General features: G+C 66.4%; 21 protein-coding genes. 11 read left to right on the top strand and 10 right to left on the bottom strand.

Going from position 1 to position 23055, the window contains the following annotated elements:
- The first annotated feature begins 29 nt into the window (after positions 1–29).
- Entirely contained in the window at positions 30–362 is a 333-nt protein-coding gene (locus QO014_RS20270; protein ID WP_266350573.1) for an Hpt domain-containing protein, read from the top strand.
- 109 nt (positions 363–471) lie between these two features.
- Positions 472–792 (top strand): 2Fe-2S iron-sulfur cluster-binding protein, encoded by a 321-nt coding sequence (locus QO014_RS20265; protein WP_266350572.1) that lies wholly within the window; start codon positions 472–474, stop codon positions 790–792.
- A gap of 85 nt (positions 793–877) precedes the next feature.
- Here the strand turns inward: QO014_RS20265 and QO014_RS20260 are convergent, their stop codons facing one another.
- Positions 878–1795, bottom strand: coding sequence for a MarR family winged helix-turn-helix transcriptional regulator (locus tag QO014_RS20260; protein WP_307258909.1), 918 nt, complete (start codon positions 1793–1795; stop codon positions 878–880).
- Between the two features lie 164 nt (positions 1796–1959).
- On the opposite strand from QO014_RS20260, the gene QO014_RS20255 reads away from it, so the two are divergent.
- Positions 1960–2133 carry a hypothetical protein gene (locus QO014_RS20255; RefSeq protein ID WP_266350571.1) on the top strand — a complete coding sequence of 58 codons (174 nt, stop codon included), beginning with the start codon at positions 1960–1962 and terminating at the stop codon, positions 2131–2133.
- An 18-nt stretch (positions 2134–2151) separates the two neighbouring features.
- Here the strand turns inward: QO014_RS20255 and QO014_RS20250 are convergent, their stop codons facing one another.
- The 5 genes from QO014_RS20250 to QO014_RS20230 all read right to left on the bottom strand — a co-directional run bounded on the left by QO014_RS20250 (position 2152) and on the right by QO014_RS20230 (position 6558).
- The gene (locus tag QO014_RS20250) at positions 2152–3180 is read right to left on the bottom strand and encodes a YcjF family protein (protein ID WP_266350570.1); all 1029 of its coding nucleotides are present in this window, start codon (positions 3178–3180) and stop codon (positions 2152–2154) included.
- A complete protein-coding gene (locus QO014_RS20245) occupies positions 3177–4649 on the bottom strand; it encodes a YcjX family GTP-binding protein (protein ID WP_266350569.1) in 1473 nt (490 codons plus the stop codon). Before QO014_RS20245 ends, QO014_RS20250 begins: the two co-directional genes overlap by 4 nt.
- Positions 4650–4713: 64 nt before the next feature.
- On the bottom strand, positions 4714–5262 hold the full coding sequence (locus tag QO014_RS20240) for a SixA phosphatase family protein (protein WP_266350568.1): 549 nt from the start codon (positions 5260–5262) through the stop codon (positions 4714–4716).
- 142 nt (positions 5263–5404) lie between these two features.
- On the bottom strand, positions 5405–5896 hold the full coding sequence (locus QO014_RS20235) for a BA14K family protein (protein ID WP_266350567.1): 492 nt from the start codon (positions 5894–5896) through the stop codon (positions 5405–5407).
- A 164-nt stretch (positions 5897–6060) separates the two neighbouring features.
- The gene (locus QO014_RS20230) at positions 6061–6558 is read right to left on the bottom strand and encodes a hypothetical protein (RefSeq protein ID WP_266350566.1); all 498 of its coding nucleotides are present in this window, start codon (positions 6556–6558) and stop codon (positions 6061–6063) included.
- 394 nt (positions 6559–6952) lie between these two features.
- Here QO014_RS20230 and dksA point away from each other — a divergent pair, with 394 nt between their 5' ends.
- Entirely contained in the window at positions 6953–7369 is a 417-nt protein-coding gene (gene dksA / locus QO014_RS20225; protein WP_266350854.1) for an RNA polymerase-binding protein DksA, read from the top strand.
- Between the two features lie 165 nt (positions 7370–7534).
- On the opposite strand, the gene QO014_RS20220 is transcribed toward dksA, so the two are convergent.
- Positions 7535–8830, bottom strand: a complete 1296-nt coding sequence (locus QO014_RS20220; protein ID WP_266350565.1) for a flagellar biosynthetic protein FliO — start codon at positions 8828–8830, stop codon at positions 7535–7537.
- Between the two features lie 398 nt (positions 8831–9228).
- On the opposite strand from QO014_RS20220, the gene cckA reads away from it, so the two are divergent.
- From cckA to QO014_RS20200, 4 genes are all read left to right on the top strand, one after another.
- Positions 9229–11799 carry a cell cycle histidine kinase CckA gene (gene cckA, locus QO014_RS20215; RefSeq protein WP_370877189.1) on the top strand — a complete coding sequence of 857 codons (2571 nt, stop codon included), beginning with the start codon at positions 9229–9231 and terminating at the stop codon, positions 11797–11799.
- A gap of 37 nt (positions 11800–11836) precedes the next feature.
- A complete protein-coding gene (locus tag QO014_RS20210; RefSeq protein ID WP_370877188.1) occupies positions 11837–13093 on the top strand; it encodes a cytochrome P450 in 1257 nt (418 codons plus the stop codon).
- A gap of 63 nt (positions 13094–13156) precedes the next feature.
- On the top strand, positions 13157–13534 hold the full coding sequence (locus QO014_RS20205) for a hypothetical protein (RefSeq protein WP_266350562.1): 378 nt from the start codon (positions 13157–13159) through the stop codon (positions 13532–13534).
- 3 nt (positions 13535–13537) lie between these two features.
- A complete protein-coding gene (locus QO014_RS20200) occupies positions 13538–14392 on the top strand; it encodes a class I SAM-dependent methyltransferase (protein ID WP_266350561.1) in 855 nt (284 codons plus the stop codon).
- 41 nt (positions 14393–14433) lie between these two features.
- On the opposite strand, the gene QO014_RS20195 is transcribed toward QO014_RS20200, so the two are convergent.
- A complete protein-coding gene (locus QO014_RS20195) occupies positions 14434–15345 on the bottom strand; it encodes a pseudouridine-5'-phosphate glycosidase (protein ID WP_266350560.1) in 912 nt (303 codons plus the stop codon).
- A gap of 273 nt (positions 15346–15618) precedes the next feature.
- Here QO014_RS20195 and recA point away from each other — a divergent pair, with 273 nt between their 5' ends.
- From recA to QO014_RS20180, 3 genes are all read left to right on the top strand, one after another.
- Complete coding sequence (recA, locus tag QO014_RS20190; RefSeq protein WP_266350559.1) at positions 15619–16710, top strand: recombinase RecA; 1092 nt, start codon at positions 15619–15621, stop codon at positions 16708–16710.
- Between the two features lie 373 nt (positions 16711–17083).
- Positions 17084–19732 (top strand): alanine--tRNA ligase, encoded by a 2649-nt coding sequence (gene alaS / locus QO014_RS20185; protein WP_266350558.1) that lies wholly within the window; start codon positions 17084–17086, stop codon positions 19730–19732.
- Between the two features lie 28 nt (positions 19733–19760).
- Positions 19761–21527: a cation:proton antiporter domain-containing protein gene (locus tag QO014_RS20180; protein ID WP_266350557.1), complete on the top strand. Its 1767-nt coding sequence runs from the start codon at positions 19761–19763 to the stop codon at positions 21525–21527.
- A gap of 42 nt (positions 21528–21569) precedes the next feature.
- Here the strand turns inward: QO014_RS20180 and QO014_RS20175 are convergent, their stop codons facing one another.
- Together QO014_RS20175 and QO014_RS20170 are read right to left on the bottom strand one after the other, a co-directional pair.
- The gene (locus tag QO014_RS20175; protein ID WP_266350556.1) at positions 21570–22298 is read right to left on the bottom strand and encodes an SDR family oxidoreductase; all 729 of its coding nucleotides are present in this window, start codon (positions 22296–22298) and stop codon (positions 21570–21572) included.
- Positions 22299–22328: 30 nt separating this feature from the next.
- A complete protein-coding gene (locus tag QO014_RS20170) occupies positions 22329–23042 on the bottom strand; it encodes a hypothetical protein (RefSeq protein WP_266350555.1) in 714 nt (237 codons plus the stop codon).
- Positions 23043–23055 lie beyond the last annotated feature (13 nt).

Raw genomic sequence — 23055 nt, 5'->3', positions numbered from 1 at the left:
AAATCGTCTCGGCGGGGGTGTTGGCAGGCATGAACGCGATCGACCAGGCGAGCCTTGATCGCAACACCGGCGCGGATGCTGCGCTCATTAACGATATTTTAAGGATCTTCATCACCGAGGTGGCGCCGGAAGGGCGCCTCGTGACGTCCGGCATCGATCCGGCCGAGCGGCGCAGGCTTGCCCATCGCGTGCGTGGCGCGGCGCTCGGCATTGGCGCTCTTGCGCTTGCGGGCAAGGCAATGGTGCTGGAACGGGACCCTGCGGATGCCGAAGACCTCGCGGAGCCCGAAGATCTGGCGGCGTTCGATGCCGCGCTCACCGCGCTCGTCAGCGAGATCGAGCGCCGTCTCGCAACGGCATAGGAAAATCGGTCGCATGCGCGTGCGGTGCGGAAGACTTGGCATGCCGCCTCCAAATCGCCTATGAGACGTCCTTCGTTTTCCCCCAATCTGCTCAATTTCGCCGGGGCTCATGGCCAAGATCACCTACATCGCCTTTGACGGCACGGTCTACGATGTCGAGGCACGCGACGGCTCGACCGTCATGGAAAATGCGGTTCGCAATTCCATTCCTGGCATCGAGGCGGAATGCGGCGGCGCCTGCGCCTGCGCGACCTGCCACGTCTATGTCGACCCGGCATGGCTCGAGGCGACCGGCGAGCCGGAGCCAATGGAGGAGGACATGCTCGATTTCGCGAGCGATGTTCAGCCGAATTCGCGCCTGTCGTGCCAGATCCGCGTCTCGGCGGCGCTGGATGGCCTGATCGTGCGTATTCCCGAGAGCCAGGGCTGATCGCGCCGCAAAGGCGAGGCGCCTGGAGCGTTTCCGAGCGAAGTGGAATGCGGTTCGCGTGAAGGAAACGCGACCAACCAAAGAGCTAGAGGTCGCGCGTCCAGCTCTGCCCGATCAGCCTCGGGCCGAAGTCGCTGTGCTCGGCTTCGTCGACCAACTGGAATCCGGCGGTCTCGTAGAGCTGCCGGGCGGTGGTCAGGATGCTGTTGGTCCAGAGCGTCATGCGGCGATAGCCGGCCTGCCGGGCAAAATCGAGACAACCTTCCAGCAGCAGCCGGCCTAGGCCCAGTCCGCGTGCCTGCGGCTCGACCAGCACGAGCCGCAGCTTGGCGACCCCATCTCCGGCATCGACCACCATGGCGGAGCCGAGCCGCTCGTCGCCGCGTGCTGCGATCAGGCAGCATGAGCGCGCCGGGTCGAAATGACGCAGGAAATCGGCGGCGATCTCGGCCACCAGCGCTTCGAAACGGGCATCGAAGTCATATTCGGCCGCATAGAGCGCGCCATGGCGCTCGATGATCCAGCCCATGTCGCCCGGTTGATGGGCGCGGAGCCGGGCCGCTGGCTCGGGAGAGCCTGCCAGGCAGGCGAGGATCGTGTCGGCGGCGGCAACCAGTCTCAGTCGATTCTGGGGGCCGAGCGGGCCGAGCATGCCCGCGACCGCATCCCGCGAGGCGGCGTCGAGCGCCTTGAAGGCGCTTTCGCCTGCGGCCGTCAGCCGCAACGCCCGCCGCCGGCCATCTTCGGCCGGTCGGGATGCGACGACGAGCCCACTCTGTTCGAGCTTCTTCAGCGTCCGGCTCAGATAGCCGGCGTCGAGGTCGAGGATGCCGCCCAGGCTGCCGGCGCTGATATCCGGGGCGGTCGCGATCTCGAATAGAATGCGCGCTTCCGTCAGCGAAAACGGGCTGTCGAGCAAGCCTTCATCGAGGACACCGATGCGGCGGGTATAGGCGCGGTTGAACAGGCGGATGCGGTCAATCTGCTCGGTCTCGTCCATCATGCATGCCCATCCCGCTCCGTGACGGCCTCAATCTGGGCATATCGTTGCTTTTGTCAACTATTGGCTGGGGCGAATGGCGCTTGCCCGTTGCACCGAAGAGGCTCGCCGCGCGACGTGGGCTCCTCTAAGGTGGCACCACCCCATCTGGAAGAGAGCCGACGCCCATGGACCAGCCCAAAGAAACCTACGGAAAGCAGCCCCCGCGCAAGAAGGCTGCCGTCAAGCGCGTGACGCTCTCCGAGGAGGCCAAGCGCGCCTATGAGGAACTGGTGACCAAGCGCGACGAGCGCGACCGCGAATATGGTCGTCATCTCGCGGCCGACAACAAGCCGCGATAGCCGTTCGCCCCGCCGGCGTCAGCTTTCGGCGCCGGGCTTCATCTTGCCGGCATTGAGCTTCGTCAGTTCGGCGATGAAATCGCCCATGGCGGGCGGCGGTTCGGCCAGGAAGGGCAGCGGCCGGCAGACATCGATGGCGGCAATGCCGACGCGCGCCGTCAATATGCCGTTGATCACACCTTCGCCGAGGCGGGCCGAGAGGCGCGCCGCAATGCCGTGGCCGAGGATCTGCTGCACGAGCGAATCGCCGGCCGCCATGCCGCCCGTCACGGCGAGATGCGCGATGACCGTGCGGGCGAGCCTCAGAAAGCCGAGCGTGCCGGGGCGGCCGCCATAGAGCTGGCCGAGCTGGCGGATGAGCCGCAGCGCCGTCACCAGCACGAAGAGCAGGTCCACCAGGGCCCGCGGCGAGATTGCCGTGACGACGGTCACCCGTTTGGCGGCGGCGAGCACCATGGTGCGTGCCGTGACGTCGAGCGCGCGCAGGATCTCGTGCTCGCCCAGCGCCATGAGATCGCGACCATCGATGATTTCGGCCGCGTGCCGCTCCAGTGCCGCGCGCCCATGCGCGGTGTCGGCGCGTTCACCGTAAAGCGCCGAGAGATCCCGAACCACGGCGCGCGCGGCCGTGCGGTCGTCACGCCGCGCCGCGTCCTCGGCGGCGTCGCGGATCCGGTTGATCCGCCTCAGCCGCAGCAGGCCGGCGATTTCGCGGATGGCGATCGCGACGACAGCGACAGCCGCGATCCCTGCAACGCCGAGGGCAAACCAGCCGAGCCAGTCGGCGCGTTGGAAGAGGTCGCGCACCAGACCGTCGACCGCGAGACCGATGGCGAGCGAAACGAGAATGCCGAGCGCGCCGGCGAGGATATTGGCCCAGCGAAAGGGGCGCTTCGGCTTTGGCGCAACGATGGCGGCCGAGAGGTCCTCCGGCTCGGGAATCACGACCGGGCGGTCGCTGGGACGCAGCGCCGCCTCGGGATCATCGACGACCTTGACGTGGTCGAGGCGGAAGGCGGCGGGGCGGCGGGGCTGGTCGTTGCTCATGCCAGCCGGTCTCCGATCAGGAATTCAAGCGCGCGGTCGAGCCGGATATGGGGCAGCGAAAGCGTCATGCCCTCGACGGTGCGTTCCAGCGCCGGAGGACGGAAACGGACGAAGCGCAGCGCCGCCGGCGCCGCGCGGCCGCCGTCGGAGGCCGCGCCGACGCGTTGAAGCACTGAATCCGGATCGTCCGGCAAGTCTCCGGGAAAAAACGCGATTTCGGTCTTGCCGTCGAAGGTTTCGCCATCGACCCGCTCGCCGGCGAGCGGCGTGCCGATGATCGAGGGCAGGCGTTCGCCATGCTGCATCACCACGCCCTCGCGGGTGGCGCGGACGGAGGCGAGGGCCGCGATCTCGACACGGGCACCCGCGGCCGAGGCGCGTTCGATCGCCGGCGCCAGCAGATGGCCCAGAATGGTCTCGAGGCGGTCATGATCGGCGTGGTGCAGATGATCGGCCTTGGTGGCGCCGATCAGGATGCGGTCGATCCGGTGGGTCAGCAGGCTGCTGAGCCACGAGCCGGAGCCCGGCCGATAGCAGGTCAGGATTTCGCCCAGCGCCGTGCCGAGATCGGCAACCGCTTCAGGCCCGGCATTCAGCGCATGCAGTGCATCGACCAGCACGATCTGCCGATCGAGGCGGGCGAAATGCTCGCGGAAGAACGGCTTCACCACGACCGACTTATAAGCCTCGTAGCGTCGCGCCATCATCCGGCCGAGCGATCCGGCCGGCATGGCCGCGATATCGCCGGGCAGGGGGCAGAAGGTGAGCGCGGGCGATCCCTCGAGATCGCCGGGCATCAGGAAACGGCCGGGCGGCAGGGTCGAGAGCGCGTTCTCGTCGGCGCGGCAGGCGCGCAGATAATCGGTGAAGACCGCGGCCAGCATGCGCGCCGTCACGTCGCTTTCCGGAGCCGCAGGGTCTGTGGCGGCGAGCGCCGCGAGCCAAGGTCCGGCGGCGGCTTCGCGTCCCGGGCCATGGGCGAGCGCCAGCGCCTCGCGCGACCAGGTCGCGAAGTCCTTTCCGAGCAAGGGGAGGTCGAGCAGCCATTCGCCGGGATAATCGACGATGTCGAGGTTCAGGCGACCGGGGCCGAAGCGATGGCGGAAATAGGACGCGGATTCATAGGTGATGGTCAGGCGGAGCTCGCTGATGCGCCGGGTCGAATCCGGCCAAATGCGCTGCTCGACCAGAGCACGGACATGATCCTCATAGTCGAAGCGCGGCACGTCGTCATCGGGCTGCGGCTCAAGGCGCGCATCGGCGATCCGGCCGGTCGAATAGGAGCGGAACAGCGGCAGCCGCCCGCCATGCAGTAGATTGTGGACGAGCGCGGTGATGAACACGGTCTTGCCGGCGCGGGCGAGGCCCGTGACGCCGAGCCGCACTGTCGGCGATACCAGATCGCTCGCCCGGTCGCCGAGCGTGGCGAGCGCGAGCAGCGCCTCATCAGCAAGATTGGTGAGCTTCAATCGGTTGGGTCCGCGGCCTCGACGTGTGAACCCATGTAGGCGGCGAGACCCGCCTGCGAAAGGGCTATTCGTCGTCCGAGGGTGGCTCGCTGCCGACCAGTTCCAGCTCGCGCGGGCGGAAGAAGGCGACAACCCGGCCGGTCTTGGGCCGAAGTTCCGACCATTTATGGACGTCGAAATCGATCACGGCGAGGCCGGCGGTCGGGAATTTTTCGGCGATCTCGTCGCGCAGCGCCGGATTGCCGCTGCCGATGAGCTCGATCGCCGTTTCCTGAATCGCCGGATTGTGGCCGATCACCAGCAGCGTGCGGGCATTCGCCCCCAGCGCGTTGATCGAATCGATATAGGCGTCCGCGCCGACCTCGTAGAGATCGCGCGTGATCTTGATGTCGAGATCGGCCGCGATCAGCGGCAGCAGGCCGATCAGGGTCTCGCGGGTGCGCCGGGCCGAGGAACAGAGCACGCGGTCCGGCACAAGGCGGTGCGTGGCGAGATGTTCGCCAATCATGGTCGCGGCGCGCCGGCCGCGCGCGGCCAGCGGACGGTCGAAATCGGCCAGGCCCGCCTGATCCCAGGAGGACTTGGCGTGACGGAGCAGGAGAAGGCGTGTCATCCGCGTCTCTTCGTTCCGGGTGAAGTCGAACTGGTAGCGAGAATCTTCCAGTCCGGCCTCGCTGTCGAGGGCGCGCTCCTACCACGAAAAAGGCCCGCGGTCGAACCACGGGCCCTCGGTCGTGTTCGCCAGCCGGTCAGGGCTAGCGGCAGAACTGCCGCTGGCCGCCATTGGCGACGAAATAGCCGGTATTGGGATTGAACGAGCGATAGCGGCGCGCGCAGTAATCATACCATTCCGGCGTCCACGGCCGGAAGCCGGCGCCCGGCGGCGGCGGCGGCGGGGCAGGGCGCGCGCTGCTGCGGCGGATCATGCAATCATTATAGGCCTGGTCGTAGAGCGACTGCCATTGGCGCGAGCCTTGGCCGGCGCCGATCAGCGCGCCAGAAGCGCCGCCGATCGCGGCACCCGTTCCCGCGCCACGATTGCCGTTGATGATGCCGCCGAGCACGGCGCCGCCGACCGCACCCATCACGCCACCGGCGACGGCGCCGCCAGCCACGCTGCCGCGCGAATTCTGATCCGCATAATCGCGTGCGAAGCCGTCGCAATAGCGCGACTGGGCCGCGGCCGTTCCCATGCTGATGGCCAGCGCGCCGAGACCGGCGACGATGGCGATAACGCTCTTCTTCATGATCGATCCCTCATGTGAGGGGACCAGCTCGCTCCGCCCCGGAGCTCGATCCCGTTTGATCCCGCTCTCTATGCCCGCACTCCATGGACAAGAATATGGCGCAGGACACACAGGCCGCCACCTGTCTCCCGGAATGAATGGGCAGTGCGCCTCGCCGCTCCGGCTCAGACCGCCTTGGCGAGGCGGCGGAAGAGCGATCGGCCGGGGGCGCGAAGCGCCATGCGGCGCGCAAGGCTCGGCGCCGGCGGCACATAATGCTCGAGCCCGGCGGCCGTCGAGCGCTCCGCCGATTCCTGCGCGACCTGTGCGGTCGCAAGCGCGGCCATGTTGATCTGCAGGACGGACATGAACTCGGCATGGGCGCTGCGCAGCCGCTCCACGGCATTGGGCGCCCAGTATTCGAGCTCAGGGCCGACCTGACGGAGAAACTCGAGATCGTCCATATGGGCGCGCGCATATTCGGACTTGCGCTGCTCGATCGCGGAGGCTGCGATGGTCTTGCCGGCCCGCAGCAGCGAGCTTTCCGCTTCGATCAGCTGGAGCAGCGCTTCCATGTTGGAGACGATGCGCGCGCAGGCGAGCGTGGCGTCTTCATGGCTGGTGATCCGCCAGTCTTCATCAGTCGATGCGGCATGGCGATGGGTGGCGCTGGGTTCACTCATGAGCGGGCTTTCCTGGCGGCGAACCAGACGCGAAGCGCGTCCCTCCTCAACCCTGGCGCGTTTCGGCGCTGGTCGGGAGAACGCCCCATTTAGCGATTGTCATCGTTAACAAATGCTTTCCGTCCGCGCGGTTTTGTCGTGTCCGCGAAACGACGGCGGCGAGTGAACCGAATCATTTCGTCGAACAATTCCAAGGCCGTGCGGGAAATTTCGCGCCAGTGAAAAAATGCCGCGCCAAGCCGCCTAAGCCGAATTGCTCGCCTCTTTCAAAGGCATTTGCCTAGCGCTTTGACCGGATTTCAGGCGGGTTTTCGAATGCGGATTCGTGCAGTTGTTCTCTGAGAGGTGCATCGCTATATTCCGCGCCGCAATGCCACCGTACCAGGGGTCATTCATGATGCTAGACAGTCTTGAAGCGTATCGGCCATCGGAGACCGAGCCCTTCATGAACGAGCGGCAAAGGGAGTACTTCCGTAAGAAGCTGCTCGCCTGGAAAGACGACATTCTGAAGGAATCTCGTGAGACGCTGCAGCATTTGCAGGACGAGAACGTCAATCATCCAGATCTTGCCGACCGTGCTTCCTCGGAGACGGACCGCGCCATCGAGCTCAGAGCCCGGGATCGGCAGCGCAAGCTGATCTCGAAGATCGATGCCGCCTTGCAGCGGATCGAGGACGGCAGCTATGGATTTTGCGAGGAGACGGGCGAGCCGATCAGCTTGAAGCGCCTCGACGCGCGGCCGATCGCGACCTTGTCCATCGAAGCCCAGGAGCGGCATGAGCGCCGCGAGCGGGTTTATCGCGACGATTAGGCCGGTCGCTTCGACGACGCGGGGGTACCCGACGGCCGGGGGAAGGCTCGAGGGTTGTACCACGACATGAAAAGGGCGCGGACCGTGATGGTTCCGCGCCCTTCTCTTTGGAAGAATGTCGTTCGCGCCAGCGACCCGCCTCGGCAGCGTGCCGCGATGCGGCCGCTATTTCTTGCGGCCGCCGGAGATTTCGCCCAGGAGCCGCGCCATCTCCTTTTCGAGATCGCCTACGGCAGTGGCCCGGGCTGCGGCGGCGCCCTCTTCGTCGCCCTCCGCTCCGCGATGGCCCAGAATCGGGGCCTCCTCGCTGAAGGCGGTATCGATATTGACCGGCTGGTCGCTCGCCGTGGGCGGCTCCACGGCAGGTGCGCGCTCCTCCGTCCTGACCTCGTCGGACACGGTGTCGAAGACCGGCTCGAAGCGCAGCGGGCGGCTGATCTCGGTGTCCGGCGTGCCGAAGGGCTCCTCGCCGGTCATGCGGGTCGGAGCCGGCGCCGGCGGAATGGGCGGGCGGACGGGCGCCGAAAACTCCGGCGCGGGCGCGGGGCCTGCCGGCTCGATCGAGGCTTCGCGCGTCACGATCGGCTCAGGCGGCGTGGCGAAGGGCGACGTCACGCGCGACTGCGGCTCGTTCGGGCGAACGCGTCCGGCGAGCCGACGACTATCGGCCGGCGTGGGCTCGGGCGGAACGGTCGGTGTCTGCCGCGAGCGGCCGCCGGAAAGGAAGGATGGCAGCCCGCGACCGCTCTTCACCTGCGGCTGGACCGGAGCACGGGGCGGCTGCGGGGCGGCGCGCATGGGCGGCTCCGCCGGAACTGGCGGCGGCTCGAAGGCCGGCGGGGGCGGCGCGGCGACGAATTCCGGCGCTGCCTCGCGCAAGGGTTCGTCACGGCGATAACTGGTCTCCTCGGCAGGCCGCTCGACCTCGGCCTGCGGCTCGATAACGGGGAGGGGCTCGGCGCGCAGGACCTCGTTCTGCGGCAACTCGCTGCGGCTCGGCTCGGCCAGGGGCGCGCGTTGCGGCTCCGCCATGCGGGCGGGTTCCGGCGCGCGCTGGGGCTCGGCGGCCCGCGGCGCGGCTCCCTCAGCTGCCGGTCGGCTGTTCACCTGCGGCGCAGGACCGCGTCCCGCACTGGTATCAAGACGCCTTTGTCCTGGCGCCGAGCGATGGATCGCCGCCTCGATCACGAGATCGCTGGTGCCGCCGACAAGGATCAGGTGCTCGACATTGTCGCGCCGTATCAGCAGCAGGCGGCGATGCGGATCGATCGGCAGCGCGTCGAGCACGCTCAGACGGGGTTGCCGGCCGCGTGTCGCTGTGTTGCCGAAGCGACCTCCCGTGAAACGGCGGATCAGCCAGAACACGATAAAGACCAGCACGAGGACGATGAGAAGCGTGATGGCGAACTGAGCAATCAGGGCGCCGGTAGCACCCAGCATCGGTTCGAAATAGTCACGCATTATGGTCTCCTGACAGCGCGCGAAGCGCCGCTCCGCGATCATCGGTATGGCCCGGGTGCCCATATGGGTCCCGATTCTGAAATTATGCGCCGTTTTCGGGCGCCCGTCCTCGATTGGCAAGGGCCGGGGAACCGATTCGATCTATCAATTCGTCAAACATATTAGGAATTTCCTAACCATGGCGGCTATCGGCGTTTCGCTCAAGCGGCAGATCGACGCCTCGGGCGAGGGCACGACACGTTCAGGATCGGCTAGGAAGCGCGGCCGCGTTGTATTCGCGAGCGATCCTCAGCATTGTGGCAAACGAATCCGCGTCACCGATTCTGTTCGGCCGACCGCGTCCGGAGGAGCAGATTGAGGTTGAGACGGTTCGAGTGTCGCAGGGTCGGTATGTCGAGATGACCGAGGAACCGCGCGGGATGGAAACCCGGCTGCCAATCATCGACCGGTCTGACCGGCCGAGCGGTATTGGCCGCCTTGTCGTGCTCGCGGCGGGGCTGGTGGGCGCGGCCTTGGCCTTTGCCCTGTTGCCGCCTGCCGCCGCCGAGCCTTTTGTCTTCGGCCTGCTCGGGCTTCTTGCCGTCATCGGCGTCTTCACCCTCTTTGCGGCGGCGATCGGCCTGGTGCGGATCGGGGGCCGGGCGCCGCGCGACGAACTCGCCCGCGGCTTCATCGATTCCATGGTCGAGGGGCTGGTGGTCACGGATCGCGACGGCCGCATCCTCTACGCCAACCGTTCCTATGCCGATTTGATCGGCGCGGATGACGAGCGCGATGTTCGCGCGGTCGAGCGTGTCTTTTCGGGTGACCAGGCGGCGAGCGAGGCGATCTATCGCCTGTCCCAGGCCGTGCGCGAAGGCAGGAGCGGCATCGAGGAAGTGCGCATGCCGCGCCCGCTCTCCGGCGCCATGTCCGGCACGCCGCGCTGGTACCGCATCCGCGTGCGCCCCGTCGCGATCAGCGCGGATGGTGACAAGAGCTCGCATGGGCGCGGCGGCGATCGCTTTCTGACGGCCTGGCGGGTCGCGGACGTGACGGCGGATCGCGAACAGCAGGAGACGGTGTTCCAGGACCTGCAGCACGCGATCGACTATCTCGATCACGCGCCGGCGGGCTTCCTTTCGGCCGAGCCGGATGGCCGGATCGTCTATCTGAACGCGACGCTTGCCGAATGGCTCGGCATCGATCTCACCTTCTTCCGGCCGGGTTCGTTGTCGCTGAAGGATATCGTGCGCGGCGATGCCGTGGCGCTCCTTGCCGGCGGCCGTTCTAGCCCCGGCGGCACGCAGACCGAGATCGTCGATCTCGACCTCGTCAAGCATAATGGCCAGAGCCTGCCGGTGCGCTTACTGCACAAGGTGCCGTATGCGAGCGACGGCGCGCCGGGCGCGACGCGCACGGTGGTGCTGAACCGGGGGCCGGGCGAGGACATATCGGAAGCGCTGCGCGCCGCGGAGGTCCGCTTCGCCCGCTTCTTCAACCATACGCCTTTTGCGATCGCCTCGATCGACAAGAGTGGCCGTGTCGGGCGCACCAATGCCGCCTTCGCGCATCTCTTCGGGCCAGCGAAGCGCGATGGCGGGACACGGGTTCGGCTGACGGATCTCGTCGGCGACGCCGGCCGGGCGGCCCTGCAGGACGCGCTCGAGGCGGCAGCGGGCGGGCGCGGCGATATCCCGCCGGTGGACACCTCGATTGCGGGCGCCGGTGATCGCAGCGTGCGCTTCTATGTCAGCGCGGTCGACGAGGAGGCGAGCGACAGCGAGATCGCGACGGTCTATGCGCTCGACACCACCGAGCAGCGGGCGCTCGAAGTGCAATTCGCGCAGAGCCAGAAGATGGAATCGATCGGCCAGCTCGCCGGCGGTGTCGCACATGATTTCAACAACGTCCTGACGGCCATCATCGGCTTCTCCGATCTCCTGCTCGCCAATCACCGGCCGAGCGATCCGTCATTCCAGGACATCATGAACATCAAGCAGAACGCCAATCGCGCGGCCGGCCTCGTGCGGCAGTTGCTGGCGTTCTCGCGTCGCCAGACGCTCCGGCCGCAGGTGCTGGCGATCGGCGATGTCCTCTCCGACCTTTCCATCCTGCTCGACCGATTGCTCGGCGAGAAGGTGGCGTTGTCGGTCGTGCATGGTCGCGATGTCTGGCCGATCAAGGCGGACATGAACCAGTTCGAACAGGTCGTGATCAACCTCGCGGTCAATGCGCGCGACGCGATGCCGAAAGGTGGCCAGCTCACGATCCGCACGCGCAACGTCACGGCCGAGGACACGGCGAGCTACGGCTACAAAGCCCTGCCGGCCGCCGACTATGTGCTGATCGAGGTCGAGGATACCGGCACGGGCATTCCGATCGAGGTGCAGTCCAAGATCTTCGAACCGTTCTTTTCGACCAAGGAGGTCGGCAAGGGCACCGGCCTCGGGCTCTCCACGGTCTACGGTATCGTCCGCCAGACCGGCGCGCATATCTTCTTCGACAGCGAGTTGGACAAGGGCACGGTCTTCCGGATATTCGTCCCGCGTCATATCCCGCTCGAGCAGCCGAAGGTCGAGGCGGTCGTCGAGAAGCCGGTCGAACTTGCCGACCTGACCGGCAGCGCGCACATCCTGCTCGTCGAAGACGAGGAGGCGGTCCGGGCCTTTGCGGCGCGGGCACTGGCCTCACGCGGCTACACCGTGCACGAGGCGGCATCGGGCGTCGAGGCTCTGGAGATCATGAAGGAGACGGGCGGCGAGATCGACCTGGTCGTCTCAGACGTCGTCATGCCGGAACTGGACGGCCCGTCATTGCTGCGCGAATTGCGCAAGCAGCGCCCCGGCATCAAGATCATTTTCGTCTCCGGCTACGCCGAGGACGCTTTCGCCAAGAACCTGCCGGATGGCGAGGCCTTCAACTTCCTGCCGAAGCCCTTCTCGCTCAAGCAATTGGCGACGGCGGTGAAAGAGGCGCTCGGTGAATAGCCGGGCGCCGTCGCGCGGAGATCCGAGATTGGACGAATTGTCGGCAGCCAATGGTCAGCCTTTGGCCGGGAAGATCGATCGCGCCACCCGCCATGTCTCGATCGACGCCAAGGATCCGGCCTTCTTCCAGAATCCCTATCCGGTGTTCGAGGCGATCCGCGACCTGACGCCGGCCTTCTACTGGGAGGAATACCAGCTCTGGTGTTTCCTCAACGCCGACGACGTCAACGCGCTCTTTCGCGACCGGCGTTTCGGACGCGAGATCCTGCATGTCGCGACCCGCGAGGAACTCGGCATGCCGGAGCCGGCTCCGCATCTGAAGCCGTTCTATGATGTCGACAGCCTCTCCATGCTGGAGCGCGAGCCGCCGGTGCATACGCGGCTCCGGACCCTGGTCAATCGCGCCTTCGTCTCGCGCCAGATCGAGCGCCTGAGGCCACGGATCGAGCGGCTGGCGCATGAGTTGATCGATCGCATCGAAGCAGAGGGCCGCGCCGAGCTGATCGAGGCCTATGCGGCGCCGATTCCCGTCGTGGTGATCGCGGAATTGCTCGGCGTGCCGGCCGAGCGCGCGCCCGACCTGCTCGACTGGTCGCACCGCATGGTCGGCATGTACCAGTTCGGCCGGACGCGGGCGATGGAGGATGCGGCGGTTTCCGCCACGCTCGCCTTTTCCGATTTTCTCCGCAGCTATGTGCGCGAGCGGCGCGGCAAGCCGGCCGACGATCTGATCAGCACGCTGATCGCTGCGGAGGAGGCGGGCGAAAAGCTCACCGAAGACGAGCTGATCACCACCTGTATCCTGTTGCTCAATGCAGGCCATGAGGCGACGGTGCACGCGACCGGCAATGGCGTGAAGACGATCCTCCAGACGGGCCTCGATCCGGCCGTCATCTTCGGCAGCGCGGATGCCACCGCCGCGACGATCGAGGAATGCCTGCGCTATGATCCGCCGCTGCATTTCTTCGCCCGCTATGCCCTCGAAGACCTCGACTATGGCGGCATACCGTTCCGCAAGGGCGACCGGGTCGGTCTCCTCATCGGTGCGGCGAACCGCGATCCGGCGCGCTTCGCCATGGCCGATCGCTTCGATCCATCACGCGCTCAGATCGCCAATCTCGCCTTTGGCGGCGGCATCCATTTCTGCATCGGCGCGCCGCTGGCGCGGCTGGAAATGCAGATTTCCATGCCGATCCTGTTCCAGCGCCTGCCGAGCCTGCGTCTCGCCGAGGCGCCGCTCTATCGCGACAACTATCATTTCCATGGCCTCGAAGCCCTGCGCGTCGCTTGGTGAGGCTTGCGTCCGCCCGTGAAACCGTCTGACTGTCGCCTGCACATGATCGGAGGGCGGGGAGCTATGTGGTCACGATGGGCACTCTTGGCGGCGGGGGCGCTTTGCCTGGCGCCGAGCCTCGCCTTTGGGCAGATCTATGTCGGCAATTCGCATCCGGCGCCCGAGATAGAGGCCGCCATTGCATCGGCCTTGGAACGCGAGCTCCATCTGCCGGCCGGCTTCGAGATCAGCATAGACAAGAAATCGCTGGCCCGGAACGGCCACGGCTATTGCGGCAGCGTCAGTCCCGGCAAGGGCCAGCCGTTCCAGCCCTTTCATGTGATCGTCGACCCCGATGGCAAGACGTCGTTGCTGATGCTCCCGGATGAACGGAAGCAAGGCGACATGCTGTCGGCAGAGGACACGAAGAAGATGCTCACCAATTTCGGTTGCATGGAGTAGCACTTGATCGAAGGACAGCCGAGCGCCACGGCCTTCCGCACCGCCATACGCCGGGCGGCGCATCAATTGCTCGACAAGCCGCTGGTGTTCGAGGATCCGCTGGCACTCACCATTATCGGCGGTGATCGCGGTTCGACGCTCGCACGCGACGAGCTTTCGCGCGCGGATTCGCCGGGCGGCGCAGCGCTGCGCTTTTTCCTGGCGGCCCGCAGCCGCTATGCCGAGGACAGGCTTGCCGCTGCTGTCGCCCGCGGCATCCGGCGCTATGTCGTGCTCGGCGCCGGCCTCGACACCTTCGCCTATCGCAATCGCTTCGCGGGTGACGGGCTTCGGGTCTATGAGGTCGACCGTCCCGCGACGCAGGCCTGGAAGAAGCAGCAACTCACGGCAACGGGCATTGCGATACCGCCGGATGTCGTCTTCGTGCCGATTGATTTCGCGACCGAGGCGCTGGACGAGCGGCTCGCGGCGGCCGGGCTCGCTCCCGACGAGCCGGCTTTCTTTTCCTGGCTGGGCGTCGTGCCCTATCTGACCGAGGAGGCGATCTTCGCGACGCTTCGCATCATCGCCGCGCGGCCATCCGGTTCGGAGGTGGTGTTCGACTATGCGCTGCAGCCCGACCGGCTCGGCCAGTTGCAGCGCCTCGCCTTCCAGACGCTGGCCGGCCGCGTTGCGGGTCTGGGCGAGCCCTTCGTCAGTTTCTTCAAGCCCGAGGATCTGGCACGACGCCTCGCCGATCTCGGCTTCACGGCGGTTGAAGATCTCGCCGGGCCCGATCTCGGCAAGGCCTATCTCGGTGTTGCATCGCCGCTCGACCGCTCATCGGCGGGTCATGTGGTCTCGGCGGTCAAGGCCTGACGCCGGCCACCAGGGCGGCCGGCGCGAGGCAAGCGGACAGATCAGGCGAGCGCCGCCGCAATCTCAGCGGCGAGGCGGGCATTGTTCTTCACCAGCGCGATATTGGTGACGAGGCTGCGCCCGGCGGTGAGCTCAAGGATGCGGCCGAGCACATAGGGCGTCACGGACTTGGCGCGGATCTTGTCGCGCTCGGCATCAATGATCGCCTGCTCGATATAGGCCCTCATTTCGTCGGCCGGGATCTCGTCGGCTGCCGGCACCGGATTGGCCACCAGCACACCGCCCGCGAGGCCGAGTTCGTCGCGCTTGGCGATGAAGGCGGCGATCTCGCCGGCCGCGTCGAGACGGAGCGGCGAGGGCAGGCCGCTCTGGCGCGACCAGAAGGCGGGCAGCTCGTCCTGGCCATAGGTGACGACGGGCACGCCGAGCGTTTCCAGCACTTCCAGCGTCTTGGGAATATCGAGCAGCGCCTTGGCGCCGGCGCAGACCACCGCGACCGGCGTGCGCGCCAGTTCGTGCAGGTCGGCGGAGACGTCGAAGCTGGTCTCGGCGCCGCGATGGACGCCGCCAATGCCCCCGGTCGCGAAGACGCGGATGCCGGCGAGATCGGCCGCGATCATGGTCGCGGCGACCGTCGTAGCACCAGGACGGCCGGTCGAAAGCGCGAAGGCGAGATCGGCGCGGGAAAGCTTCATGACGTTCTTGAGGCCGGCGAGCCGCTCCAGCTCCTCGGCCGTCAGCCCGACGCGGATCTTGCCGTCCATGATCGCGATGGTCGCCGGAACGGCGCCGGCGGCGCGCACGATATCTTCGACGGCGAGCGCGGTGGCGATGTTCTCGGGATAGGGCATGCCATGGGTGACAATGGTCGTCTCGAGCGCAACGATGGGCTTGCCGGCCGCCTTGGCGGTGGCGACTTCGTCTGAGAGGATGAGGCTGGTCGTTTCAAGCATGGCTGTCACCGGTGTCGCACGAAAGATCGGTTCAGCCCGCCGCAACAAGGGCGCGGGCGGGCCGATCGGGAAGCGGCGGACCATGGCCGATCGGCGCCCCGGCGCGCAAGCCCCGTCGCCGCGCTGCCTGTGATTCAATCCGATTGACGCAAGGGAAGAGATGGCACGTTCCCGTTCGGCAGCTTCGGTCGTTTGTTCTTGCGAATGAGAACAAAACATGTACATTGTCTGTGTTTGATCGACTCTGGGCTGTGTGAAATAAGGATCGTCGGGATGTCACAAGCTTCTCTCCGTCTCGTCGAAGGGGTTACAATGGACAAGTCGAAGGCGCTCGACGCGGCGCTTGGTCAGATCGAGCGCGCATTCGGCAAAGGGTCGATCATGCGCCTCGGCCTGAACAACAAGATCGTGGAAGTCGGAACCGTTCCGACGGGCTCGCTCGGGCTCGATATAGCGCTCGGCATTGGCGGCCTGCCGCGGGGCCGCATCGTCGAGATCTACGGGCCGGAATCCTCGGGCAAGACCACGCTCGCGCTGCACACCATCGCGGAAGCGCAGAAGAATGGCGGCATTTGCGCCTTCGTCGATGCGGAGCATGCGCTTGATCCGATCTATGCGCGCAAGCTCGGCGTCAATCTCGACGATCTCCTGATTTCGCAGCCCGATACGGGCGAGCAGGCGCTCGAGATCACCGACACGCTGGTCCGCTCCGGCGCGATCGACGTGCTGGTGGTCGATTCGGTCGCGGCCTTGACGCCGCGCGCCGAAATCGAGGGCGAAATGGGCGACAGCCTGCCGGGTCTCCAGGCGCGCTTGATGAGCCAGGCGCTGCGCAAGCTCACCGCGTCGATCTCCAAGTCGAACACCATGGTGATCTTCATCAACCAGATCCGCATGAAGATCGGTGTGATGTTCGGCAATCCCGAGACGACCACCGGCGGTAATGCGCTGAAGTTCTACGCGTCGGTCCGCCTCGACATTCGCCGCATCGGCGCGATCAAGGAGCGCGACGAGGTCGTGGGCAACCAGACCCGCGTCAAGGTCGTCAAGAACAAGCTGGCCCCGCCCTTCAAGCAGGTCGAATTCGACATCATGTATGGCGAAGGCGTGTCGAAGGTCGGCGAGCTGATCGATCTCGGCGTCAAGGCTGGCATCGTCGAGAAGTCGGGCGCCTGGTTCTCCTATGACAGCCAGCGGCTCGGCCAGGGGCGCGAGAACGCCAAGAACTTCCTGCGCGAGAATGTCGAGATCGCCAAGACGATCGAGCAGGCGATCCGCCAGAATGCCGGCCTCATCGCCGACCAGTTGCTGACCAATGGTGGTCCGGACAGCGAAGAGGATTCCGACGGCGCCATGGAAGCCTGACAGGCGACCACCCTTCTTTTCGTCGTGAAACCGCCGGCCAGTGAGCCGGCGGTTTTGTGTCGGGAGCGTGCGACGGCCGGCGTCGTGTGGTTAGCGGGGCCATGCGGGCGCCACGGTACCGACCGCGCGATCTGCCGGCGGTCGGGGCTCAGTGGGGGCGGGATCGGAGTCGTTTACCCGGATTGCCGCATCGCGCGTGAGGCTTTCGTCAGTCATATCGGGTGAAATTTCGCGCTTTGGGCGCCAGAGGGCTTGGCCCCACACGCGTTTTCTGGACAGCCCCGCGGTCGCTCGCTACAAACGCCCACTATCTTTTTTCGGTGGAGCCGCATCGATGCGGCTCCACCCTTTTTCGTATCAGGCGGTTCGGTTCATGAGCAGCGTCAACGACATCCGGTCGGCTTATCTCGGCTTCTTCCAGAAGAACGGTCACGAGGTCGTGCCATCGAGCCCGCTGGTACCGCGCAACGATCCGACGCTGATGTTCACCAATGCCGGCATGGTGCAGTTCAAGGATTATTTCACCGGCCGGATCGGCGCGCCCTATCCGCGCGCGACCACGTCGCAGAAATGCGTCCGTGCCGGTGGCAAGCACAATGATCTCGACAATGTCGGCTACACGGCCCGCCATCACACCTTCTTCGAGATGCTCGGTAATTTCTCTTTCGGCGATTATTTCAAGGAACGGGCGATCGAGCTCGCCTGGACGCTGATCACGAAGGAATTCGGCCTGCCGAAGGACAAGCTCCTCGTCACCGTCTATCACACCGACGACGAGGCGTTCGATCTCTGGAAGAAGATCGCCGGCCTTGCGGATGAGAAGATCATCCGCATCCCGACCTCGGACAATTTCTGGCAGATGGGCGATACCGGCCCGTGCGGCCCGTGCTCGGAAATTTTCTACGACCATGGCGATCACATTCCCGGTGGCCCGCCCGGCAGCCCGGAGGAGGATGGCGACCGCTTCATCGAGATCTGGAATCTCGTCTTCATGCAGTATGAGCAGATCGCGCCGGGAAACCGTGTTCCGCTCCCCAAGCCCTCGATCGATACCGGCATGGGTCTCGAGCGCGTCGCCGCCGTGTTGCAGGGCGTTCACGACAATTATGATATCGACCTCTTCAGGGCGCTGATCCGCGCTTCAGTCGAGGCGACGGGCGTGCCGGCGGAAGGTGCCGCACGTGCGAGCCACCGCATCATCGCCGATCATCTGCGCGCATCGAGCTTCCTGATCGCCGATGGCGTGCTGCCGTCTAATGAAGGCCGCGGCTATGTGCTGCGCCGCATCATGCGCCGCGCCATGCGCCACGCCCATATCCTGGGCGCAGCCGATCCGCTGCTCTGGCGGCTCGTGCCGGCGCTAGTGCGTGAGATGGGCCAGGCCTATCCGGAGCTCGTGCGCGCGGAGCCGCTGATCACGGAGACGCTGCGGCTCGAGGAAATCCGCTTCCGCCGCACGCTGGCGCGCGGCCTGACGCTGCTCGACGAGGCGACGTCGGGCTTTGCCGAAGGCTCGACGCTCGATGGCGAGACGGCATTCAAGCTCTATGACACTTACGGTTTCCCGCTCGACCTGACGCAGGATGCCCTGCGCGCGCGCGGCATTGGCGTCGATACCGACACCTTCCAGTCCGCGATGGAGCGGCAGAAGGCCGAAGCGCGCGCCAATTGGTCCGGCTCCGGCGACACCGCAACCGAGACCGTCTGGTATCCTCTGCGCGATCGTCTGGGCGCCACGGAATTCCTCGGCTATTCGGCTGAGGCTGCCGAGGGCAAGGTGCTGGCGCTGGTGCGCGACGGCGCCGAGATCGAGAGCGCGTCGGCCGGCGAGCCGGTTTCGATCGTCGTCAACCAGACCCCGTTCTATGGCGAATCGGGTGGCCAGGTTGGTGATGCCGGTCGCATCGAGACCGAACAGGGCGCGATCATCGCGATCGAGGACACCCAGAAGAAGGCCGACGGCCTCTTCGTGCATATCGGCAAGGTCGAGCAGGGCACGGTGGAGATGGGCGACGCGGTTCGCCTCTCCGTCGATCATGCGCGTCGCGGCGCGATCCGCTCGAACCATTCGGCGACCCATCTGCTCCATGCGGCGCTGCGCACCGTTCTCGGCGATCATGTCGCGCAGAAGGGCTCGCTCGTTGCCCCCGACCGGCTGCGCTTCGATTTCAGCCATCCGAAGCCGATCGACGAGACAGAGCTCGGAACGATCGAGGACATCGCCAATGCCGTCGTGTTGCAGGATGCGCCGGTCGTAACGCGGCTGATGGATCGCGACGAGGCCATGGGCTCCGGCGCCATGGCGCTGTTCGGCGAGAAATATGGCGATGAAGTCCGCGTGGTCACCATGGGTGAGCGGGACGGCAAGCCCTATTCGGTCGAGCTCTGCGGCGGCACGCATGTGGGCCGCACCGGCGAGATCGGCCTCGTGACGCTGGTCGGCGAAAGTGCGGTCGCCGCTGGCGTGCGCCGCGTCGAGGCGCTGACGGGCAAGGCGGCCCGCGATTATCTGGAGACGCAGGACAAGCGCCTCAAGGCCGTTGCGGCCGCGCTGAAGGTGCGCCCGGAAGAGGCTGCCGAACGCGTCGCGATTCTGGTCGAGGAGCGCCGCCGGCTTGAGAAAGAGCTGGCCGATGCCAAGAAGAAGCTGGCGCTCGGCGGTGGCGGACAGGCGGCCGGCGATGGCGTGCGCGAGGTCGGCTCGGTGCGCTATCTCGGCCGCGTCGTGGAAGGTATTGCGCCCAAGGATCTGAAGGGGCTCGTCGACGATGCGAAGAAGTCGGTCGGTTCCGGCATCGTCGCCTTTGTCGGCGTCTCGGATGATGGCAAGGCCGCGCTGGTCGTCGGTGTGAGCGAGGATCTGCTCGGGCGCTACAATGCGGTCGATCTCGTCCGCGCCGGTTCCGAGGTGCTCGGCGGCAAGGGCGGCGGTGGCAGGCCCGACATGGCACAGGCCGGCGGCCCCGATGGCGCCCGGGCCGGTGAAGCGCTCGCCGCAATCGAGACAGTGTTGGCCGCTTGAGGCCTGTGCCGACCAGGGGGAGGGCGGCATGGAACACGTCGTGGATGCCCGGCAGCTGCTGGTCTTCCTGATTGCGGCCGGCATCGTCGTGCCGCTTTTCCAGCATTTGAAGCTCGGGGTCGTCCTGGGCTTCCTGATCGCCGGCATCGCCGTCGGTCCGGGCGGATTCGGCCATCTGGTGCCGCTCTATCCGATCTTCGGCTATGCGACGATCAAGGATGCGAGCGTGATGCAGGGTCTCGGCGACCTCGGCATCATGTTTCTTCTCTTCACGATCGGGCTTGAACTGTCCTTCGCCAAGCTCGGCTCGGTCGGGCGGTTGATGGTCGGTGCCGGCGGGCTGCAGGTCGCGCTCTCGACGGCCGCGATCTACGGCGTTGCGGCAGCGCTCGGCTTCCAGTTCGACGATTCGCTGGTGTTCGGCATGGCGCTCGCGCTGTCGTCGACGGCGATCGTGACGCAGTCTCTGGTGGAGCGGCAGCGGCTCGGCGCACCGGTCGGCCGCACGGCGCTCGGCGTATTGATCCTGCAAGACATGATGGTTGTGCCGATCGTCATCATCGTCGGCATTCTGGGCCAGGAGGGGGCGAGCGTCGGCGCCTCGCTCATCAAGGGTATCGCGCTCGCGGCCGTGGTGGTCGTTGCGGTCGTCGTGATCGGCCGAACCATCATCAAGCCGTTGATGCGGCTCGCCGGGGCGACCGGCAACCGCACTCTGCTGATTGCGCTGGCCCTGCTCATCATTGTCGGAACCGGCGCGATCACCTCCCATGCCGGTCTGTCTGGCGCGCTTGGCGCATTCCTGGCCGGACTGCTGCTGAGCGAGACGGAATATCGCCATCAGCTCGATGTCGATATCGAGCCGTTCCGCGATCTTTTCCTCGGCCTGTTCTTCATGACCGTCGGCATGACGATCGACGTCGTTGCTGTCATGGGGCAATTGCCGCTCGTCCTCGGCGCGCTGGCCCTGCTGATTTCGATCAAGCTGGCCGCGGGCTATGTCGCCTGTCGCTTGGCCTGGATGCCGCGCTCCGTCTCGATCGAGACGACCTTCGTGCTGGCCGGCGCCGGCGAATTCGCCTTTGTCGTCTTCACGCTGGCCGCGCGCGACAATGTGGTCGCGCCGGACCTGACGCGCCTCGCGGCGACGATCGCCGCGCTGTCCATGGTCGTGACGCCCTTCCTCGGGGTGATCGGCGCCCGGCTCGCGGCTTATCTCGACAAACGCAGAAACCAGAGCGCCCATGGCGTCAGTGCCGATGAGGGCTATGCCGACCATGTGATCATCGGCGGCTTCGGCCGTTTCGGTGCTACGGTCGCCAATCTGCTCCAGGCCGAAGGCATCCCCTATGTCGGGCTCGATCTCAACGCCGAGCATGTCGAGCATGCCAAGGCGGAGGGCCAGACTGTGTTTTTCGGCGATGCGACGCGCCCCGAAATTCTGGAACGGCTGGGCGGCGCCCGCGCCCGCTCCTTCGTAGCGACGCCCGACGACGCGGGGGTGGCGGAAAAGATGGTGGCCGCGGTGCGGCAGCGCTGGCCCGATGCGGTCGTTCACGCGCGCGCCCGGAGCCTCGGCCATGCCCGCGCGCTGCTCGACCTCGGCGCCACGGATGTCGTGCCCGAGGCGCTGGAGGGTAGCCTGCAGCTGGCGGGCCTGATCCTCGCGGATGTCGGCCTGCCCGATGACGCGATTGATCAGCGCCTCTCCGTCGCGCGCGAGGCTGCCCGCGCGCAATTGCGCGAGGATTTCAGCGATCCGGCGACCGTCCGTCCGCGCGCGATCGACGATTGAGCTCCCGGATCGACCCGGCGTCGATGTCGGGCGGGGAAACCCTCAGTTCACCATGAAGCCGCCATCGATCGGCATGGTGATGCCGTTGACCATGGCGGCGCCGCTGCCGAGCAGATAGGCGATCGCGGTCGCGACTTCGTTCGGCTCGACGAAGCGGCCGAGCGGGATGCGGCTGAGCATGGGTTCGGATTTCGCGGGATCGCTCCACGCCTTCACCGCCATCGGCGTCAGCGTCACGACCGGGTTGACCGCATTCACGCGGATGCCGTGCCGGCCGAGTTCATTCGCCATCACGCGGGTCAGCGCGTCGAGCGCGCCCTTGGTGGCGCAATAGCTGGCGTGATCCTGGAAGCCGACCCAGGATGAGATCGAGGAGACGTTGACGATGGCACCCCGGTGCTGCCGGGCGATCATGTTGCGGGCCGTTTCCTGCGCCACGATCATGGCGGCGCGGACATTGACGGCCATCAGGTGATCGAAATTCTCGACCGATGTGTCGAGGAAGGATTCGAGCGTCGTCGTGCCGGCGCAGTTGACGAGAAAGTCGACCGGCTGCGCGGCCGAGGCGGCCCGGCGCGTGGCGTCCGCATCGGCGAGATCAACGGCGAAGGTCTCGCAGCCGATCTCCTCGGCAAGGCTCTCGAGATCGCGCGGGTCGCGGGATATGGCGATGACCTTCGCACCCAGTTCGGCGAAGTGAAGCGCCGTCGCCCGGCCTATGCCCTTGCCGGCGCCGGTGATGAGAATGCGCTTGTCGTGGAATTCGGACATGTCGGCTCCGGCTGGTGTCGTGGGCGGTTTTCAGGCCTGTCGATAGGCCCAAATGCGCAGCCCGCCAACGGGTTCAAAGCCGAGCGCCATGGATTTTTCCAATGCTTCGCCATGCTCATAGCCGACCAACGGCAGATCGCCGGCGAGCGTCGTCGCGAAGGCGAGGGCGCCCGCGATCGGGCTAAGGCCATCGGCCTCCGGCGCGAAGACATTGGACCAGCCCATGGCTGCGGCCGAACGATTGAGCGCCGCGCCGGCGACGATGTGGTCACCGTCAAAACCTGCGATCAGCGTCACGGCCGGATCGGCCAAAAGGGCGACGCGAAAGATCGGCTCGTCGACCACACCACCTGCCCAGGCCGTCTCCCAGGCGGCCAGTTGCCGCTCCGTCTCGACGACGCGCCAGCTGATATCGCCGCGATCGGCCGTCGATGGAGTGGGGGCGCGCAGGATCCATTCGGCCTCGAACAGCGGATCAAAACCGAGCGGCCTCAGATCGAGCGACTGGTAGCTGTCCTTGATCGCAAACGCCGCGCCGGCGCCGGCCTGGATCAAGGGCAGGGCCTGCTCGATCGCTGGCCGGCTGTCGCGGGCGAGCGTGACCGCGTTCGGATAGAAGGGCGGTGTTGCCTGCCGGTTGAACCAGAGCGCGTCGCCGAAGGTGCACGGCCGGCCATGTGCGCGGCAGATCGCGTCGCACCATTCGGCATTATTGAGCGCAGCAAGGCGGATGGGATCGTCCATCCGCCTTGCTTAG

The organism is Kaistia dalseonensis (assembly GCF_030814715.1).
In the GTDB taxonomy this organism is placed as follows: domain Bacteria; phylum Pseudomonadota; class Alphaproteobacteria; order Rhizobiales; family Kaistiaceae; genus Kaistia; species Kaistia dalseonensis.
The sequence above is the reverse complement of the archived record's forward strand: the minus strand, read 5'-3'. Positions and strand labels throughout refer to the sequence as shown.

Coding starts and splice junctions, on each gene's coding strand:
- QO014_RS20175 (WP_266350556.1), bottom strand. CDS start 22,298: ATGTCCGAATTCCACGACAAGCGCATTCTCATCACCGGCGCCGGCAAG.
- QO014_RS20220 (WP_266350565.1), bottom strand. CDS start 8,830: ATGCGTGACTATTTCGAACCGATGCTGGGTGCTACCGGCGCCCTGATT.
- recA (WP_266350559.1), top strand. CDS start 15,619: ATGTCACAAGCTTCTCTCCGTCTCGTCGAAGGGGTTACAATGGACAAG.
- QO014_RS20195 (WP_266350560.1), bottom strand. CDS start 15,345: ATGCTTGAAACGACCAGCCTCATCCTCTCAGACGAAGTCGCCACCGCC.
- QO014_RS20240 (WP_266350568.1), bottom strand. CDS start 5,262: ATGACACGCCTTCTCCTGCTCCGTCACGCCAAGTCCTCCTGGGATCAG.
- QO014_RS20250 (WP_266350570.1), bottom strand. CDS start 3,180: ATGAGCAACGACCAGCCCCGCCGCCCCGCCGCCTTCCGCCTCGACCAC.
- QO014_RS20180 (WP_266350557.1), top strand. CDS start 19,761: ATGGAACACGTCGTGGATGCCCGGCAGCTGCTGGTCTTCCTGATTGCG.
- QO014_RS20255 (WP_266350571.1), top strand. CDS start 1,960: ATGGACCAGCCCAAAGAAACCTACGGAAAGCAGCCCCCGCGCAAGAAG.
- QO014_RS20260 (WP_307258909.1), bottom strand. CDS start 1,795: ATGATGGACGAGACCGAGCAGATTGACCGCATCCGCCTGTTCAACCGC.
- QO014_RS20205 (WP_266350562.1), top strand. CDS start 13,157: ATGTGGTCACGATGGGCACTCTTGGCGGCGGGGGCGCTTTGCCTGGCG.
- QO014_RS20235 (WP_266350567.1), bottom strand. CDS start 5,896: ATGAAGAAGAGCGTTATCGCCATCGTCGCCGGTCTCGGCGCGCTGGCC.
- dksA (WP_266350854.1), top strand. CDS start 6,953: ATGATGCTAGACAGTCTTGAAGCGTATCGGCCATCGGAGACCGAGCCC.
- QO014_RS20270 (WP_266350573.1), top strand. CDS start 30: ATGAACGCGATCGACCAGGCGAGCCTTGATCGCAACACCGGCGCGGAT.
- cckA (WP_370877189.1), top strand. CDS start 9,229: ATGACCGAGGAACCGCGCGGGATGGAAACCCGGCTGCCAATCATCGAC.
- QO014_RS20265 (WP_266350572.1), top strand. CDS start 472: ATGGCCAAGATCACCTACATCGCCTTTGACGGCACGGTCTACGATGTC.
- alaS (WP_266350558.1), top strand. CDS start 17,084: ATGAGCAGCGTCAACGACATCCGGTCGGCTTATCTCGGCTTCTTCCAG.
- QO014_RS20170 (WP_266350555.1), bottom strand. CDS start 23,042: ATGGACGATCCCATCCGCCTTGCTGCGCTCAATAATGCCGAATGGTGC.
- QO014_RS20230 (WP_266350566.1), bottom strand. CDS start 6,558: ATGAGTGAACCCAGCGCCACCCATCGCCATGCCGCATCGACTGATGAA.